Annotated in this window: 18 protein-coding genes; 13 read left to right on the top strand and 5 right to left on the bottom strand. The window is 46.6% G+C overall.

Features of this window, described 5'->3' with window-relative positions; genetic code table 11:
- Nucleotides 1-97: 97 nt before the first annotated feature.
- Both AC1DXC_RS09950 and AC1DXC_RS09945 read left to right on the top strand, forming a co-directional pair.
- On the top strand, nt 98-277 hold the full coding sequence (locus AC1DXC_RS09950; RefSeq protein WP_477458995.1) for a hypothetical protein: 180 nt from the start codon (nt 98-100) through the stop codon (nt 275-277).
- A gap of 32 nt (nt 278-309) precedes the next feature.
- Nucleotides 310-831: a PRC-barrel domain-containing protein gene (locus AC1DXC_RS09945; RefSeq protein WP_477458994.1), complete on the top strand. Its 522-nt coding sequence runs from the start codon at nt 310-312 to the stop codon at nt 829-831.
- A 65-nt stretch (nt 832-896) separates the two neighbouring features.
- On the opposite strand, the gene AC1DXC_RS09940 is transcribed toward AC1DXC_RS09945, so the two are convergent.
- Nucleotides 897-1,220, bottom strand: coding sequence for a hypothetical protein (locus AC1DXC_RS09940; RefSeq protein WP_477458993.1), 324 nt, complete (start codon nt 1,218-1,220; stop codon nt 897-899).
- Nucleotides 1,221-1,225: 5 nt separating this feature from the next.
- Nucleotides 1,226-1,354, bottom strand: coding sequence for a hypothetical protein (locus tag AC1DXC_RS09935; RefSeq protein ID WP_262710286.1), 129 nt, complete (start codon nt 1,352-1,354; stop codon nt 1,226-1,228).
- Between the two features lie 211 nt (nt 1,355-1,565).
- Between AC1DXC_RS09935 and AC1DXC_RS09930 the strand changes: the two genes are divergently transcribed.
- From AC1DXC_RS09930 to AC1DXC_RS09900, 7 genes are all read left to right on the top strand, one after another.
- The gene (locus AC1DXC_RS09930) at nt 1,566-1,760 is read left to right on the top strand and encodes a cold-shock protein (protein WP_067193409.1); all 195 of its coding nucleotides are present in this window, start codon (nt 1,566-1,568) and stop codon (nt 1,758-1,760) included.
- 267 nt (nt 1,761-2,027) lie between these two features.
- On the top strand, nt 2,028-3,383 hold the full coding sequence (gene mgtE / locus AC1DXC_RS09925) for a magnesium transporter (RefSeq protein WP_477458992.1): 1,356 nt from the start codon (nt 2,028-2,030) through the stop codon (nt 3,381-3,383).
- Nucleotides 3,384-3,485: 102 nt separating this feature from the next.
- Nucleotides 3,486-4,502: a biotin synthase BioB gene (gene bioB / locus AC1DXC_RS09920; protein ID WP_477458991.1), complete on the top strand. Its 1,017-nt coding sequence runs from the start codon at nt 3,486-3,488 to the stop codon at nt 4,500-4,502.
- 4 nt (nt 4,503-4,506) lie between these two features.
- The gene (locus AC1DXC_RS09915) at nt 4,507-5,193 is read left to right on the top strand and encodes a DUF6624 domain-containing protein (RefSeq protein WP_477458990.1); all 687 of its coding nucleotides are present in this window, start codon (nt 4,507-4,509) and stop codon (nt 5,191-5,193) included.
- Between the two features lie 60 nt (nt 5,194-5,253).
- Nucleotides 5,254-5,568 (top strand): ferritin family protein, encoded by a 315-nt coding sequence (locus AC1DXC_RS09910; protein ID WP_128533661.1) that lies wholly within the window; start codon nt 5,254-5,256, stop codon nt 5,566-5,568.
- 54 nt (nt 5,569-5,622) lie between these two features.
- Nucleotides 5,623-5,928, top strand: coding sequence for a hypothetical protein (locus tag AC1DXC_RS09905; RefSeq protein ID WP_477458989.1), 306 nt, complete (start codon nt 5,623-5,625; stop codon nt 5,926-5,928).
- Entirely contained in the window at nt 5,915-6,814 is a 900-nt protein-coding gene (locus AC1DXC_RS09900) for an SAM hydrolase/SAM-dependent halogenase family protein (RefSeq protein WP_477458988.1), read from the top strand. Before AC1DXC_RS09905 ends, AC1DXC_RS09900 begins: the two co-directional genes overlap by 14 nt.
- Before the next feature lie 30 nt (nt 6,815-6,844).
- Here the strand turns inward: AC1DXC_RS09900 and AC1DXC_RS09895 are convergent, their stop codons facing one another.
- From AC1DXC_RS09895 to argB, 3 genes are all read right to left on the bottom strand, one after another.
- Nucleotides 6,845-8,044 (bottom strand): MFS transporter, encoded by a 1,200-nt coding sequence (locus AC1DXC_RS09895; protein ID WP_477458987.1) that lies wholly within the window; start codon nt 8,042-8,044, stop codon nt 6,845-6,847.
- Nucleotides 8,045-8,239: 195 nt separating this feature from the next.
- On the bottom strand, nt 8,240-9,055 hold the full coding sequence (gene proC, locus AC1DXC_RS09890) for a pyrroline-5-carboxylate reductase (protein ID WP_477458986.1): 816 nt from the start codon (nt 9,053-9,055) through the stop codon (nt 8,240-8,242).
- Between the two features lies 1 nt (nt 9,056).
- The gene (gene argB, locus AC1DXC_RS09885; RefSeq protein WP_477458985.1) at nt 9,057-9,848 is read right to left on the bottom strand and encodes an acetylglutamate kinase; all 792 of its coding nucleotides are present in this window, start codon (nt 9,846-9,848) and stop codon (nt 9,057-9,059) included.
- A 320-nt stretch (nt 9,849-10,168) separates the two neighbouring features.
- Here argB and AC1DXC_RS09880 point away from each other — a divergent pair, with 320 nt between their 5' ends.
- The 4 genes from AC1DXC_RS09880 (at nt 10,169) to AC1DXC_RS09865 (ending at nt 15,490) form a co-directional block, all read left to right on the top strand.
- Nucleotides 10,169-10,537, top strand: a complete 369-nt coding sequence (locus AC1DXC_RS09880; RefSeq protein ID WP_477458984.1) for a BlaI/MecI/CopY family transcriptional regulator — start codon at nt 10,169-10,171, stop codon at nt 10,535-10,537.
- The gene (locus tag AC1DXC_RS09875) at nt 10,534-12,720 is read left to right on the top strand and encodes a M56 family metallopeptidase (protein WP_477458983.1); all 2,187 of its coding nucleotides are present in this window, start codon (nt 10,534-10,536) and stop codon (nt 12,718-12,720) included. Before AC1DXC_RS09880 ends, AC1DXC_RS09875 begins: the two co-directional genes overlap by 4 nt.
- A gap of 186 nt (nt 12,721-12,906) precedes the next feature.
- A complete protein-coding gene (locus AC1DXC_RS09870; protein WP_477458982.1) occupies nt 12,907-14,205 on the top strand; it encodes an NAD(P)/FAD-dependent oxidoreductase in 1,299 nt (432 codons plus the stop codon).
- A 43-nt stretch (nt 14,206-14,248) separates the two neighbouring features.
- A complete protein-coding gene (locus tag AC1DXC_RS09865; protein ID WP_477458981.1) occupies nt 14,249-15,490 on the top strand; it encodes a cation:proton antiporter in 1,242 nt (413 codons plus the stop codon).
- The last annotated feature ends 10 nt before the right edge of the window (nt 15,491-15,500 follow it).

Genomic DNA, 15,500 nt, shown 5'->3' with positions numbered 1-15,500 from the left:
CTAGCCGATTAACGCAAGCCTTTCTGTCAAAATCCAAAATTTTAAAACCAAATCCATTACGGATGCTTTTAGTAATAAGCGATTTAAATATTTCATTATGGCGCAACTGGATGTGCAACGCAAAAAAAAGAGCCCTACCTGGATATGGATTATCCTGTTCATTGTCTTAGTGGGCGTGATATTGATGCTTTACGGCGGCTATAACAAGAGCTATCAGCCGGCAGAACTAAAAACCACGCCGGCAGATACCACCGTGAAAGATTCAACGGCGCATTGATTACCTGTTTTACCTATAAACAATACCACAACATGGCTTCAGCAGATAAAACATACGATCACAGTAAATTGGAAGAACTTAGCGAAAGCTGCTATGAAATAGCCGACGGGCAACCCGACATACAAGGCTGGGACGTAAGGGATTCTGCAGGCAATAAGATAGGCGAGGTAGACGAGCTCTTGTTCGACCCGCAGGCACGTAAGGTGCGCTATATCATCCTGCATATGGAGAACAACGACATGGGCCTTGAAGATGGCCGCGTGTTCCTGCCCATCAGCCTTGCCATTTTTCAACAGGATAAAGATAACGTGGTGATGCCCGGCATTACCAAAGCCCAACTGCTGGCTCTTCCACTATACGAAAAGGGGAGGGAGATAACCGAAGAGGTGGATCAACAATTAAATAATGTATTTGCGGCACCCGATGCTCGTGCAACAAAGGTGGAGGACCCATTCGATGAAGGGCAGCCCTACCAAACCAAATTTTACGGAAAGCAACAGAAGCCGGGCGCGGATAATACGGTAAGCCAAAGCTATTTGGACGAACCGGAATAAGTTTAATAGTCGAAAGTCTTAAGTAGTATATATTTGACTTAAGACTTTCGACTCAGGACTTATAACTAGGTGCGCGGTCTTTTCAAATTGTAGGCAACCAGGTAATTCAAATTATCGGTAACTACGGTGCGTTTATCAAGCGACTGCTCGTCGCGGCTGAAGCTTTGGTTAAGTCGCGATTTTATCAGGTGGAACACTTCCAATACAGCTTCGGGTAGCATTTTGGTAGCTATGGTAGGGTAGTAGGTTTTCTGCAGGCGGTTTTTCTCTGCATCGCCAACCAGGCTAAACTCCCAAACGTCATCGGCCTTAAAGCCGTGCTCTCTTGCGGTGTTCATTAGGTCGTACAGGTAAAGGCGGGTTTGGTTTTCTATTGTCTTTTCGTCCATGCTGATTATTTTTTCTTAGAGGTAAGGTCGGCAGATGAAGTGGTTTTGCCCGACTGGTATGAGGATACTTTTTTGTTTACATTAACGCTTTTTTCTTTCTTGACTTCCTTAACCTGTTTCTTGTCTTTACTCATGATGTTTGGTATGATAGATTAACTGAAATAAATAGCCGCCTCGCCATAAGCGCAGCAGATGTTTTAGGGATGTATTGTGGTAATGGTTTAAATGTACCCTTTATTTATTGAAAATGAGGGCGTTTTTAAATTAAATTGAAGTAAAAGTTTAAATAAAAAATTAATGCCATATATTATGGCTACCTTGCACACTTATTAAAACAATATTATAATGTCAAAAGAAGGAACTGTAAAGTTTTTCAACGTAACGAAAGGCTTTGGCTTCATATCACAAACTGATAACAGGAGCGACGTTTTTGTACACTCAACTGGGTTGATCGATACTATCCGTGAAAACGATAGTGTTACATTCGACGTAGAAGAAGGCAAAAAAGGCCTAACAGCGGTAAATGTAAAAGTAGTTTAACAAAATCACTATAAAATTTAATCGTAAGCATCTGCTGTTATGGCAGATGCTTTTTTTTGCTCCCGATTTTGACTCGTCGACCCGAAAAAATAGGCCGCCATCCCCCCGCAATGCCTGCATAATAGACGCCAGGCGTCCCCGTAATCTTTATAGCTGATATTGTCTGGTATAGCTGTAAGTGTGCCAACTCTGCCTGAGGGTAAAAAACGTTTCTTAATTGAATAATGATGCCCTGCCTTTGCCCAAAAATCCCTAATTTGCATGCATATGCAATCTTTCGAAATCGATAAATCCGACCTGCTGCGCTTTAAAACGGCGCTTGAGGGTGATGATGCTGGTTTAGAGGCTGTTCTGGATGAGTACCACGCCTCTGAGATTGCTATCCTGTTCGAAAAATTGCCGCAGGAGGCCAAGGAGCGCATCATCAATTTGCTGCCCGCCGATATTGCATCGGAAGTGCTCTCGGAGATGACGGAGGAATCGCACCCGGAGGATTTGTTGCTGAATATGCATCCCGACAAACGGTCGGACATTGTAGAAGAGCTGGATTATGACGACGCAACCGACATTATCTCGCAGCTGGAAGAACACGAGCAGCACGAGATTCTGCAGGATATAGACCAGGAAGATGCTACCAATATACGTGCGCTTTTAAAATACGACGAAGATACCGCCGGCGGCATCATGAACTCCGAAATTATCAAGGTGAATATCAACCTCGATAAAAAAGACGCGTTGGACGAGATTATCCGCCAGTCGGAAGAGATGGAGGAGTTTTATACGATATACGTAGTTGATGATCATGATATATTACAAGGCATACTCTCTATAAAATCCATCATCAAAGCCCGGCACGATGCCAACGTGAGCGATTTGGTGGTGAAAGACTTTGTGTATGTAAAAGCCGACCTCGATCAGGAAGACGTAGCGGGACTTATCTCTCAATATAACCTGACGACTATCCCTGTAGTAGACGATAACATGAAGTTGCTGGGCCGGGTTACGGTAGATGACATCATCGACGTAATGGAACAGGAAAGCACCGAGGATATATTGAAGATTGCCGGTGTATCTGAAGACGAAGAACTAAGTGGTAACTGGAAAGAGGCCGTAAAAAGCCGCCTGCCCTGGCTGGTGATAAACCTGGGTACGGCTTATCTTGCGGCATCCATCATCAGGCGTTTCGGTACCACGGTAGCGCAATTGCCACAGATTGCTGCATATATGACCATTATTGCAGGCATGGGCGGCAACGCGGCAACACAATCGCTGGCGGTAACCGTACGCAGGATATCCTTAAGCGACCTGAGCGATGCCCAGGCCTATAACACCGTATTAAAGGAGTTTTTAGTAGGCTTGCTAAACGGCGCGGCTAACGGCCTCATCGTTTTTGCCATAGCCATGTTTTACGATGCCGATCCCAAGCTGGGCCTGGTTTTGTTTTTGGCCATGACGGGTAATTTAGTCATAGCCGGGCTAACCGGTGCATCCATCCCGCTGGTATTGAAAAGGGTAGGGATAGACCCGGCGGTGGCCTCGTCTATCATCATTACTACCTTTACCGATTGTGCCGGGTTTTTACTGCCGCTGTGGCTGGCAAGCCACTTTTTACTGCAGCGTTAACAAACAGCAAAGCTTTGCGCCTTAGCGCCTTTGCTTGAAATAAAACTTAAAGCATTCATAATAGTAAATAAACTTTAATATTTGCATCAAATACCGATAACGATGACTGAAGTAAGACATAACTGGACACAGGAAGAAATAGCCGAAATATATCACTCCCCATTGCTCGACCTGGTTTACCGGGCAGCAAGCATCCACCGCGAAAATAAGGACTACGCCGAGGTGCAGATAAGTTCCCTCATCTCCATTAAAACAGGTGGTTGCCCCGAGGATTGCGCTTATTGTCCGCAAGCCGCTCGTTACAATACCGGGGTTGATGTACACGCCATAATGCCTAAGGAAGAAGTTTTGGCTGCTGCGCAGAAAGCTAAGAATGGTGGCGCAAGTCGCCTTTGCATGGGTGCCGCCTGGCGCGAGGTACGCGATAACCGCGATTTCGATAAGGTGCTGGATATGGTAAAAGCCGTAAACTCGCTGGATATGGAAGTTTGCTGTACGCTGGGTATGCTTACCGAATCGCAGGCGCAAAGGCTTGCAGATGCCGGGCTTTACGCATATAATCACAATCTGGATACATCCGAAGATGACTATAAACGCATCATCACCACCCGCACCTACGACGACCGCCTGCAAACTTTAGAGCACGTGCGCAAAGCCAAAATATCCGTTTGCAGCGGTGGAATCATTGGCCTGGGCGAAACCGAAGCCGACAGGATATCCATGCTGAAAACATTATCCAATATGCCGAAGCACCCGGAGTCTGTGCCAATCAATGCCCTGGTACCCGTACAAGGTACGCCATTGGCCAATCAGCCCCGTGTTTCTGTTTGGGATATGGTGAGGATGATAGCTACCGCCCGCATCGTGATGCCTAAAACTGTGGTAAGGCTATCGGCAGGCCGTACCGAGATGAGCACGCTGGAGCAGGCTTTTTGCTTTATGGCAGGCGCTAATTCTATTTTCGCCGGAGAGAAATTGCTTACCACACCAAACCCATCCTTCGATGAAGATATGGCGATGTTTGAACTGTTGGGCTTAACACCACGCAAAGCCTTCAAAAATGGCAGGCCGAATGTTTCTAAGGAGATAAGAGAAATGAGTATTAACGAGGTGATATAGAGGTATGAAGCAGTTGGTTTTAGGTTTATTGCTATGCTGTTTGGCAGTTGTTGGGAAAGCCCAGGGGAAGATCAACAGGGCGCTTAAGCACGAATTAGACAGCATTTATAAACTCGACCAAAAATATCGCGAACTCGTCTCCATAAAACTGGATAGCAACCAGGTTGATTCGATATCAAAGTTATACCATCTTAGTAAAACGAACCTCAGCTCTGGGCTGATGACGCTGCAGTCTAAGGTGGATTCTACTAACCTGAAACGAGTGGAGGAAATCATAGCGCAGTACGGGTATCCGGGGAAATCCATAGTAGATACGCCGACTAACGAGGCCGTGTTTTATGTTTTACAACACTCCTCCGTTATTGATAAATATTTGCCGCTGGTAGAAAAAGCTGCCAACGAAAAAGAACTGCCATTTCACCTGTACGCGATGATGAAAGACCGATCGTTAATGTACAACAAAAAAGAGCAGATATGGGGTTCGCAAGCTCGCGGGCAATCTATTATGAACAAGGTAACACGCGTAAACGAGTTTAAATTTTTCATCTGGCCTATTGCCGATGCCGCAAACGTTAATAAACGGCGTAAGGAGGCAGGGTTTAAGCAAACCGTTGAGGATAATGCAAAGCGGCTGGGTATAACCTACAAGGTTTATACTTTAAAACAAGCCCTTAATAACGAAATAGAATAAGCTTATTTACACAAAAACAAATTGCCGTAATATCCCTTTTATATTCTAAAAAGGAATATTATGGCATTTGACCAATACCACGAACCACCCGAAGAACTTTCGGACAAGACCCGCACTTTTGCCCGCATGATCGTATCCCTTGGCGAAGAAGCCGAGGCCATAAATTGGTACGAGCAACGCATCTCGGTAGAAAAAGACAAGCAAGCCAAAGCCATTATGCAGAACGCCCAGCACGAAGAGTTCAAGCACTTCGGTATGGACCTGGAGTTCCTGCTGCGCCAGAAACCCGTTTGGCGCAAAACCCTGCAGGCTATTTTGTTTAAGGAAGGCGATATTGTAGAACTCGGCGAAGAAGGCGAGGAAGCATCGGAGTAAACCAAGCCGCAAAAAACTCAGGCAGAAATAACAGAAAAATGTTATTTTCATAGCATGAAACTTTTATGGTGTTGGCGGTGCAAAGCCGAAGTAGCGATGCTTGAAGATGCCGAACTACCTAAGGCACGTGAGTTATATAGCGTGGCATTCAAAAGTGCTCATCAAAATAGGTTTCAACCATTGTTGGATTACTATGAACAAGTTACCGGCTTTAAGGAAACTAACCCAAATGCTGTGATGCATCATTTTGTTGCTTTATACGGGCCGCCCTGCGAGGTTTGTTCAAAACCTTACAGAACATCAAAGGCTTCGTTTTGTGCCGCTTGCGGGAATAAAAGGAAAAATTATGATCAGACTTAGATACCTACTGTTTTTTTCGTTACTATTCTTTGCAAGTCGTTCGTCAGCACAAAACAACATCATCGTCCTTCAAACCGATTTTGGTTTAAAAGATGGCGCGGTTTCGGCGATGAAAGGCGTTGCCATGGGCGTATCGCCGGGATTGAAAATCTTCGACCTAACGCACGAGATACCCAACTATAATATCTGGGAGGCATCGTACCGCCTTTTCCAAACCATCAATTACTGGCCAAAGGGTACGGTGTTTGTTTCGGTGGTGGATCCCGGCGTGGGCACATCGCGCAAATCGGTAGTGATGAAGACGAAGACGGGCCAGTTCATCGTTACACCGGATAATGGTACGCTTACCCATGTTGCCGAAGCTTTTGGCGTGGCCGAGATACGAGAGATAGATGAGGCTGTGAATCGCCGTAAAGAATCGGGCAAATCGTACACCTTCCATGGTCGTGATGTTTATGTTTATACCGCTGCGCGCCTTGCCGCCGGTGTTATTACTTATCAGCAGGTAGGGAAAGTGCTGCCAAATAAAGTGGTTACAATACCTTACCAGCATGCTACCTACACCAACGGCGTATTGAAAGGCACCATCGATGTGCTCGACGTTCAATACGGCAACGTTTGGACGGATATCAACGACGACCTGGTTGCCAAGCTCAACCTCAAGTATGGCGACGTGTTGCATTTCAAAATATTTAATAAAGGCACACAAGTTTATGAGGGCGATGCGCCTTATAGCAAAACCTTTGGTGATGTAGCCGAGGGTAAACCATTGGCTTACCTCAATAGCCTGCTGCAATTATCATTCGCCCTCAATATGGGCAGTTTCGCCGATAGTTACAAAATAGGCAGCGGCAGCGATTGGAGCGTGGAGGTTACGAAGCGTTGAAAAGTTGGAAGGTTGAATGGTTAGCGCCACTTACCCCAACACCTCAATCTCCACAGCCTCCGTCTTTTTAACCGGCTCCCGTCGCATGTACATATAAGCCAATGCAATTACGGTTAAAGCGGCGGTGGCGTAGATAATATACGGCACTTGCGTAATTACGTCCTGGTAATACCAGCCTGCCACCAGGGCGCCTAACCCAATACCTGCTTCTAAAGAGATGTACATAGTAGCCATGGCTTTGCCACGATGGTCGGGATGGCTCATGTCTATCGTCCAGGCGTTGAGGGCGGGGGAGAGGACGCCCTGCGCTATTCCATAGAACACTGCGCCAAGCATCAGGCCCGCAACGGTTTGCGCATAAGCCACAATTATTAGCGCGAACACCAGTAGTATCAGCCCGACTTTGATAACCAGCAGCCTGCCATGTTTATCAGATACCTTACCCGCAACAAAGCGTATAATTAGCGAGGCGATGGTAAATACCATAAAAAACAAGCCTTTGTTGGCTATGCCGAGGTGATGACTCCAGTCGGGAATGAGGGTGAGTATGGCGCCATAGGAAAGATAGGATAGCAGCGTTACAATACCCGCCGGCAAAACCTCAACCGCGATAATATCCTTACGGGCTATTTTGAACATGCCCAGGTTAAAGCGTTCACGGTCTTTGAGGGTTTCGCGCATGTTCATCAATATCACAATCGACATCAGCGCGAAGAAAGAGGACGTATAAAAAAGCGTATTGAGCGAGTGCGACATGCGGATAGCGCTGCCAATTGCCGGGCCAACGGCCATACCGGTACTAAACAACAGGCCATGGATGCCCAGTGCCTCGCCCCAGCGTTCGCGGGGCACGATATCTGCCACGTAGGCCGAAGTAGCCGTAGGCTTAAAGCCGGTTGAAAAACCGTGCAGCAGCCTCAGGAACAAAAGACCCGATACCGAGCTTAAAACAGGATACAAAAAACCGCATATAAAACAAACGATGGAACCCACGGCCATTACCGGCACCCGGCCAAGCTTATCGGTAAGCCTTCCGCTAAAGGGGCGGGAGATACCGGCCGTGAGCGTAAATAAAGCCACGATAAGTCCTTTATGTTCGCCGCCGCCCATGCTGCTGAGGTAGGCAGGCAACTCGGGTATCAGCATATTGTAACTCGCCGAAAACAAAAGCGAGCTGAAGCAAACCATCGCAAAGTGGATATTATAAATAGGGTTCGCGGGTTTGGTCATTAGCAATTGTAAAATATAAGAACCGCAATTTAAAATTTATGCGGCAATAAAAACGGAGGTCGAAGAAATTAGGAAGCAGAAATTAAGAGACAAGAAGCAACAAGCAAGATACGACCGTAGGGAATCTTATCTCTTGATTCTTGCATCTTGGTTCTTGTCTCTTGACTCTTGACTCTTGATTTCTTGCATCTCTTTCTACTCGCTCTTATAAAGCACCCCTGCCTTTTCCGCAGATGTTTTGATGCCTTTTATCATAGCGGAACTAAAGCCGTTGTGCTCCATCTCATTGAGACCTGCAATGGTGCAGCCTTTTGGGGATGTTACTTTGTCTATCTCCTGCTCGGGGTGCGAGGCTAGCTGCAACAGCAAATCCGCAGCGCCTTTGGCGGTTTGGGCGGCCATCTTCAACGCATCGTGCGCGTGGAAACCTATTTCGGTACCGCCTTGTGATGCTGCGCGGATAGAGCGCAGGAAAAATGCGATGCCGCAGGCGCAAAGCGCCGTGGCGCTGGTCATCAACTCTTCGTTTATTTGTATGGTAACGCCAACTGTATCGAACAACGATTTCACCAGGCTAACGTTGGCATCAGAAGCAGTATCGGTGGCAATGCAGGTCATGCTGTGGCCTATGGCAATGGCAGTATTAGGCATGGCGCGTATTACCTGTACATCCAAAGCCAGTTGTTTACGTATATCTGCGCAACTTACGCCGGATACCACCGAAATAAGCAGGTGCTTAGTTTCGTCGACGGCAGGCTTTACTTCATCCAGCAATTTGTTCAACTGTTGGGGCAAAATAGCCAGTACTACAATGTCGGCTTGCTTTACGGCTTCGGCGTTGTTCGCTGTAACGTTGTAGCCCTCGGCTGCCAGGGATGTAAGGGCGGCCGTGTTGCGGCGGGTAAGGGTAATTTGTTGCGGGGTAAATATGCCTGCTTTTACCAATCCTTTAGCTAAAGCCAATCCAATGTTTCCGCTGCCTAATATGGCAATATGTTGTTGTGTGCTCATGTTATTTACTTAAACGCGTGCCGAAGCCTTGTTTGTTTTTTAGTTGTCCCAAATCGTCGGAGTGGCCTATGATAACGGCTTTTACGCCCATCGATATCGCATTGAATGCATTATCAAGCTTGGGCAGCATGCCGCTGTGTATTATTTTTTCGTCTTTTAGTTTTTCGTAGCGGGCGGGGTCTATCTCCCTTATCAGCGAGTCATCGTCGTTAACGTCCATTAAAACGCCCTTTTTCTCAAAGCTGTATATCAGCGTGGTTTCGTAGAGGGCGGATAATGCGACCGCCAGTGCAGAGGCAATGGTATCGGCATTGGTATTCAGCATCTGGCCCTCGCCATCGTGCGTTAAAGCGCAAAAAACGGGGGTGAAGCCGCCATCGAGCAGTTTAGCGATGTTGGCCGGGTTGATAGAGCCCTCGAACAAATCGCCCACGAAGCCGTAATCTATCGTTTTTACCGGGCGTTTTTTTGCGCGGATGAAATCGCCGTCGGCACCGGTAAGGCCGATGGCATTGGTGCCGTAGCGCTGCAATTGGGCCACGATATTTTTATTGATTAATCCACCGTAAACCATGGTGACGATGCGTAGCGTATCGATATCTGTAATTCGGCGGCCATCAACCATCTGCGCCTCTATACCCATGCTTTCGCCAATTTGGGTGGCTACTTTGCCGCCGCCATGTATCAGTATCTTATAACCCTCCAGCGCGGTAAAATCCTTCAGGAAACGATGTAGATTTTCCGAGTTATCGATAACGTTTCCGCCTATTTTGATGATGTGCAGGGCATGCATGCTATAATATATAAGTCCGATGGCAATTATAGGGAATTTTTGGGGGATAGGGGAGATTGAGTTGTAATTAGCGCTGCTCAACTATTTAACCACAAGGCCACAAAGATTTGCCTGTTTATTAGCACAAAGCGCACGGAGGCATTGAATCAACTACAAAATATCAGCTATTAAAACTTTGTGCTCTTTGCGTTTTTCCTTTGAGTCCTTTGTGGTTAAATTAATTAGCTTATTATCAACAAATTACAAATTAAAACTGCAAAATCAATTATATAACGTAAAATACAGTTGTAAAACTGAAAACTAAGTTATACATTTGAATTATGGAAGAGTTAACCCGTACCGAAGAACGCGTAATGCAAATTTTATGGAAGCTAAAAACGGCCTTCGTAAAGGATATTATAGATGCCTTGCCCGATGAACCTAAGCCACCTTACAATACGATATCATCAGTTGTGCGCCTGTTGGAGAAGAAAGGCTATGTAGCCTACAAAGCCTACGGCAAAACCTATGAGTATTTCCCGGCCATCAGCAAAGCAGAGTACCGCAAGGAGTCGTTCAAGAAGATGTTCACCGGCTATTTCGATAATTCGGTAGAAAGCCTCCTGTCCTTCATGGTGAAAGAGGAGAAACTAAGCGACGGGGATATCAAAAAAATTCAGGAAATGATCGAAAAAAACACCAAGAAATGAAAGCACTCATCTACCTGCTGCAGGTATCGGCATGTACCGGTATCTTCTATTCGTTTTACTTCCTGTTTTTAAGGAGGTTGACTTTCTTCACGCTTAACCGCTGGTACCTGCTGGCTACTTTGCTGCTCAGCCTGGTTATCCCCTTATTGACCTTTACTGTCGATACGGTTGCGCCATCACCGGTAATGGAACCTGTTGTATACTTACAGGATATGCAACGGATAGCGCAGCCAGCAGTGCAAATGACATCGGCGGGCGAAACATCTCCGCCACCCTTCGATTGGATGGCCGCGCTTAAAATGGGTTATATGGTAGTGGCAGGCTTATCCATAGCACACCTCATTTTTACACTTGCTGTATTCCTGTTACAACGTAACAAAAAGGAGTTAATGCATATAGGTAAGGTGAGGGTGCTGAGGGGTGGCAAAAAGTTAGGTAACAGTTCCTTCCTGAATGTGATTTTCGTTAACGACGAGGAACTATTGCCCGATGAACTCCGGCAAATTATCGCTCACGAATTACTCCATGTAAAACTCCTGCACTCCGCCGATAGGATTGTGGCACGCGTGGTGCAGGTCGCGCTCTGGTTTAACCCCTTTGTGTACCTCTACATCCGTTCGATAGAAGAGAACCACGAATTTGAGGTGGATCGCATTGCCGCCGGCGACGACGAAAAGGGCATTTATGCGCAGTTACTATTCAAACTCGCTGTTTCGGGCAAGAGTTACCTGTTCCACGGATTTAGTAAAGTGCCGCTTAAAAAGCGCATCACCATGTTATTTAACAAACCAACCTCAAATATGAAAAAGATAATTTACCTGCTTATTTTGCCTGTAGTGCTTATAAGCTGCCTGGCTTTTGCCAACCTGCGTTCTGATAGAAAATTCAGCATCATCAACGACCTGAGCACACTAGGTGCAAGGCCTCTGGTGTTGATAGATGGCAAAGAGTACGATTCAGATATTATTTACAAAATAAGCGGCCACTGTGTGGCAACAACCAGTACTTTTCAGGCCCCGGTTACCAAGGAAGAGTATAAAAAATATGCGGGTAAAATGGATGACGGGCTGGTTGTTTTTACCACCACCAACGGCAATATAACCTATCAGACCCCTATAGAAAAAGAAAACCTCGCCAAAAAAGCTGCTATACCGCAAAGCCAGTTTTTTACCAGGCTCCAATTAAGGCGCGAAGATGGCACCCTATATGAGGAGGGTATTGTAAAACTGCCTAATAAGGGCACTATTTCCAGCGAGTTTAAGGTTGGTGAGAAGGTTGTTTTCCTTGTTGAAGGAAAGGCATACCCGGAAACCCAGATTGATCAGGCAGCAGCGATGTTACGGAAGTACCCTACCGGCTCCTATAGTGCAGGGCCGGTTAAAAGTGACCCGCATCTTATTAATGCTGATTACAGCGCCTATGGCACCTATTATTATTTTTGGACGGATACAACGCAATACCGCCAGAAAGTTTACCGCAATGGTAAACGCGAAATACCAAACCGTAAGGCTTTCGAAGATTACAATAACTCTGCACAGGGAAAACATGACATGGCTGCGTCAAGAAGGGTATCGGGCAAAACGCTTACTTTTAAAGTAACGGGCACGGTAGATACTACTTACCAGAACATGTTTGCCGGCCACCTTAAAGGTTATAAGGTAATGCAGGGTGACGATGAGTACGTGCTGCAAACAGGAGGGAAATACAAGGCCATAGAGGGCTTGCTACAGCCGGGGGATGAAGTAGTAATAAAAGCAGCTATGTGCCTCTACGGTAATAATTCACCATTGACTATTGCGCCGGAAACCGTTACCAAAGGCGGCAAAGTCATTTTTCAGGCCGAAAAGGAGGAGCAACCGAAATACGCGTTCCTCTATGAAGCCAATAAAGTGCGGTTTACCGACGGTAAGATAACCGACATACAAAAATACCCCAACGGAAACTGGAAAAGCGCTGTTGTGCAGGTAGCCAGCGGTTACCGGATAAAATTCAACCTTAAACCATCGGCACCAGTCGTTAAAAACATTACCGCAGGCGACCACGTATGGTTCCGTTTTGTGCACGAAGCAAAAACCGGCACAATGGAGTACACCGTTAACGATTGGGTATCCTTAAGCAAAAGAGCTAGCGATCACAGCGTTAAAAATCCTGACTATTTTTATAAGTTTTATGAAAAAATATAAAGTTTGCGGCTATTAAGGCAAAATATCACAAGCCGGAGAGTTTAAGCTTTCCGGCTTTTTTTGGGGTTTGCAAATGGTATGCTGCTGTAAAAAAATTGCCATAAAAAAACACATTTTCCTATTATCCTGTTTAGCTAAACGAATTCCGGCGGTATAATTGTTAATTTGCTGCCCTTATACATAGCTATGGATAATAATAAAAAAGCAATGCCCCGGGTGCTCATTATAGGCGGCGGTTTCGCCGGCATACAGTTGGCCAAGAATTTAAAACACGCCCCGGTTGAGGTTTTGCTACTCGATAAACACAACTATCACACCTTTCAGCCACTGCTTTACCAGGTGGCTACGGGTGCCCTCGAGGGCGATTCTATCGGCTTCCCCATCCGCAGGATATTCGGCAGGCAAAAGAATTTTACCTTCCACCTGGCCGAGGTGCAAAAGATAGATGCCGCAGCAAAGGTAGTAACCGCCAACATAGGCGATATCCACTACGATTACCTGGTGATAGCCACCGGGGCCAATACCAACTATTTCGGCAATAAAGAACTGGAGCATTATACGCTACCCATGAAAAATATTGCCGAAGCCTTGAACGTGCGAAGCCTCATTATTCAGAACCTGGAAAAAGCGCTGGTCACCTTCGATGTTGCCGAGCGCGAAGCCCTGCTTACCTTCGTGGTAGTGGGGGGCGGGCCTACGGGAGTTGAGCTCTCCGGGGCAATAGCCGAGCTGCGCAAGTTTGTGCTCTGCAAAGATTACCCGGGCCTTTGCCAGGATGATATGAAAGTGTACCTGGTAGAAGGTAAGGACAGGGTGCTTGGTGCGATGTCGGAACCGGCATCTGTAAAAGCGAAAAAATTCCTGACGGATATGGGCATCTCCATTTATAACGGCGTGCACGTAGAAAGCTACAACGGCGATATATTGAAGATAGATAACGGCGTAGACATTAAAACCCGCAACGTATTCTGGGCTGCAGGCGTGCGCGGAGAGATGCCCGAAGGCCTGTTGCCGGAAGCTATTGCCAAAGGCGGCCGCATACAAGCCGATGAGATAAACAGGGTGAAAGGTTATGATAATGTTTTCGCCATAGGCGATGTATCTTCGGTAGTTAGCGATGCTAACCCAAACGGTTTCCCCGGCGTAGCGCAGGTTGCGCTGCAGCAAGGTAAACAGCTGGCTAAGAATCTGGTATGTATTATTAATAACCAACCCACTACGCCCTTTAAATACAACGATTTGGGTACCATGGCCACCGTTGGCCGCAATAAAGCCGTTGCCGATTTGAAGCACCTGCATTTCCAGGGCTTTTTTGCCTGGATACTGTGGATGTTCGTGCACCTGCTTTCATTGGCGGGGTTTAGCAATAAATCTATCGTGTTTTTCAACTGGGCAGTGAACTACTTTACCCGCAACAGCGATAACCGGCTGGTAATACATGCATACGACACCAAAACTATGGCTACCGACCCGGTGGCCAGGTAAAACTATTAGGCGGGGCTATGGTTATAAAGTCTTACCGTAATTTATGCATCTGTTCCTCATTATTGCGCTGCTGGTAATTGTAAGTGCGCTGTACTCTTATATCAATGCCCGGTTCTTAAAACTGCCGGGTACCATCGGCATTATGGCATTGGCTATCATCGGATCTATAATCACTATTGCTGTAGATAACCTTAACCCCGGCGTGGCGCGCTATCTTACCATACTTGCCAAAAACATCAATTTTTCTACTACGGTGCTCAATATTATGCTGGGTTTCCTGCTGTTTGCCAGCGCATTTAAGGTAAACGTGCGCAAGTTGAAGCGCGAAATGCGGCCGGTGCTGATATTAAGCACTTTGGGGGTAATCCTATCTACGGCCATCTTCGGCACGTTACTTTATTATGTGGCCCGTTTTATAGATGTGAAGATACCCTATGTGTACTGCCTGCTTTTCGGCGCATTGGTATCGCCAACCGATCCGGTGGCGGTAGGGGCCATTATACGCGGCTCCAGGTTGCCATCGAACCTGGAAACTATCATTTCCGGCGAATCGCTATTCAACGATGGCATCGGGCTTGTATTATTCATTACCCTGCTGGAAATTACCCGTACCGGAGCAGAGAACATCGACTTTGCTAAGGCGGTGCTCCTTTTTGTGCAGGAAGTGTTTGGCGGCATTGCGCTTGGGGCGGTAACGGGCTGGCTGGCTTACCGACTGATGCTTTCCATCAACGATTTCCAAACCATCGTACTGGTTTCTTTAGGCCTGGTGATGCTCAATTCCGTTGTGGCCGAATGGCTGCATCTTTCCATACCCTTATCCGTGGTTACGGCAGGCTTGCTGGCAGGAGGGCGCTCTATCAACGCCGATAACAAAGAGCATTCGCATGAGGCATTGGAAAAATTCTGGGGCCTGATAGACGAGATGCTGAATACGATGCTCATCGTGATGATAGGGCTGCAGATGGTAAATTTGCCGTACATCAAGAATTATTACCTTACCGGCGCAATCGGTATAGTGGTGATATTGATAGCGCGCTGGCTTAGTATCGCACTTCCGTTGACCTTTCTAAGGCGTTCATTGAATGTGAGTTATAGTAACGTAAATATCCTAACCTGGGCAGGGGTAAGAGGTGGCATCACCATCGCATTAGCGCTAGCCCTGCCGGCATCGCCATACCGGCACTTTATCCTGTCGGGAAGTTATTTTATTGTGATATTCTCCATTATCGTGCAAGGGCTTACGCTGAATAGGGTGATTAATGCATCGTATAGGGCGAAGTAATTTTTTAAGG

The sequence above is a fragment of the Mucilaginibacter sp. P2_D11 genome, from assembly GCF_056404435.1.
Note: the sequence above shows the minus strand (reverse complement) of the source record. Positions and strands in the feature narration are given on the sequence as shown.

What these genes read in the sequence shown, in the direction of transcription:
- AC1DXC_RS09905 (WP_477458989.1), top strand. Translation starts at nt 5,623, where the DNA reads ATGAAACTTTTATGGTGTTGGCGGTGCAAAGCCGAAGTAGCGATGCTT.
- AC1DXC_RS09915 (WP_477458990.1), top strand. Translation starts at nt 4,507, where the DNA reads ATGAAGCAGTTGGTTTTAGGTTTATTGCTATGCTGTTTGGCAGTTGTT.
- proC (WP_477458986.1), bottom strand. Translation starts at nt 9,055, where the DNA reads ATGAGCACACAACAACATATTGCCATATTAGGCAGCGGAAACATTGGA.
- AC1DXC_RS09910 (WP_128533661.1), top strand. Translation starts at nt 5,254, where the DNA reads ATGGCATTTGACCAATACCACGAACCACCCGAAGAACTTTCGGACAAG.
- mgtE (WP_477458992.1), top strand. Translation starts at nt 2,028, where the DNA reads ATGCAATCTTTCGAAATCGATAAATCCGACCTGCTGCGCTTTAAAACG.
- argB (WP_477458985.1), bottom strand. Translation starts at nt 9,848, where the DNA reads ATGCATGCCCTGCACATCATCAAAATAGGCGGAAACGTTATCGATAAC.
- AC1DXC_RS09875 (WP_477458983.1), top strand. Translation starts at nt 10,534, where the DNA reads ATGAAAGCACTCATCTACCTGCTGCAGGTATCGGCATGTACCGGTATC.
- AC1DXC_RS09950 (WP_477458995.1), top strand. Translation starts at nt 98, where the DNA reads ATGGCGCAACTGGATGTGCAACGCAAAAAAAAGAGCCCTACCTGGATA.
- AC1DXC_RS09865 (WP_477458981.1), top strand. Translation starts at nt 14,249, where the DNA reads ATGCATCTGTTCCTCATTATTGCGCTGCTGGTAATTGTAAGTGCGCTG.
- AC1DXC_RS09900 (WP_477458988.1), top strand. Translation starts at nt 5,915, where the DNA reads ATGATCAGACTTAGATACCTACTGTTTTTTTCGTTACTATTCTTTGCA.
- AC1DXC_RS09880 (WP_477458984.1), top strand. Translation starts at nt 10,169, where the DNA reads ATGGAAGAGTTAACCCGTACCGAAGAACGCGTAATGCAAATTTTATGG.
- AC1DXC_RS09940 (WP_477458993.1), bottom strand. Translation starts at nt 1,220, where the DNA reads ATGGACGAAAAGACAATAGAAAACCAAACCCGCCTTTACCTGTACGAC.
- AC1DXC_RS09930 (WP_067193409.1), top strand. Translation starts at nt 1,566, where the DNA reads ATGTCAAAAGAAGGAACTGTAAAGTTTTTCAACGTAACGAAAGGCTTT.
- AC1DXC_RS09895 (WP_477458987.1), bottom strand. Translation starts at nt 8,044, where the DNA reads ATGACCAAACCCGCGAACCCTATTTATAATATCCACTTTGCGATGGTT.
- AC1DXC_RS09935 (WP_262710286.1), bottom strand. Translation starts at nt 1,354, where the DNA reads ATGAGTAAAGACAAGAAACAGGTTAAGGAAGTCAAGAAAGAAAAAAGC.
- AC1DXC_RS09945 (WP_477458994.1), top strand. Translation starts at nt 310, where the DNA reads ATGGCTTCAGCAGATAAAACATACGATCACAGTAAATTGGAAGAACTT.
- AC1DXC_RS09870 (WP_477458982.1), top strand. Translation starts at nt 12,907, where the DNA reads ATGGATAATAATAAAAAAGCAATGCCCCGGGTGCTCATTATAGGCGGC.
- bioB (WP_477458991.1), top strand. Translation starts at nt 3,486, where the DNA reads ATGACTGAAGTAAGACATAACTGGACACAGGAAGAAATAGCCGAAATA.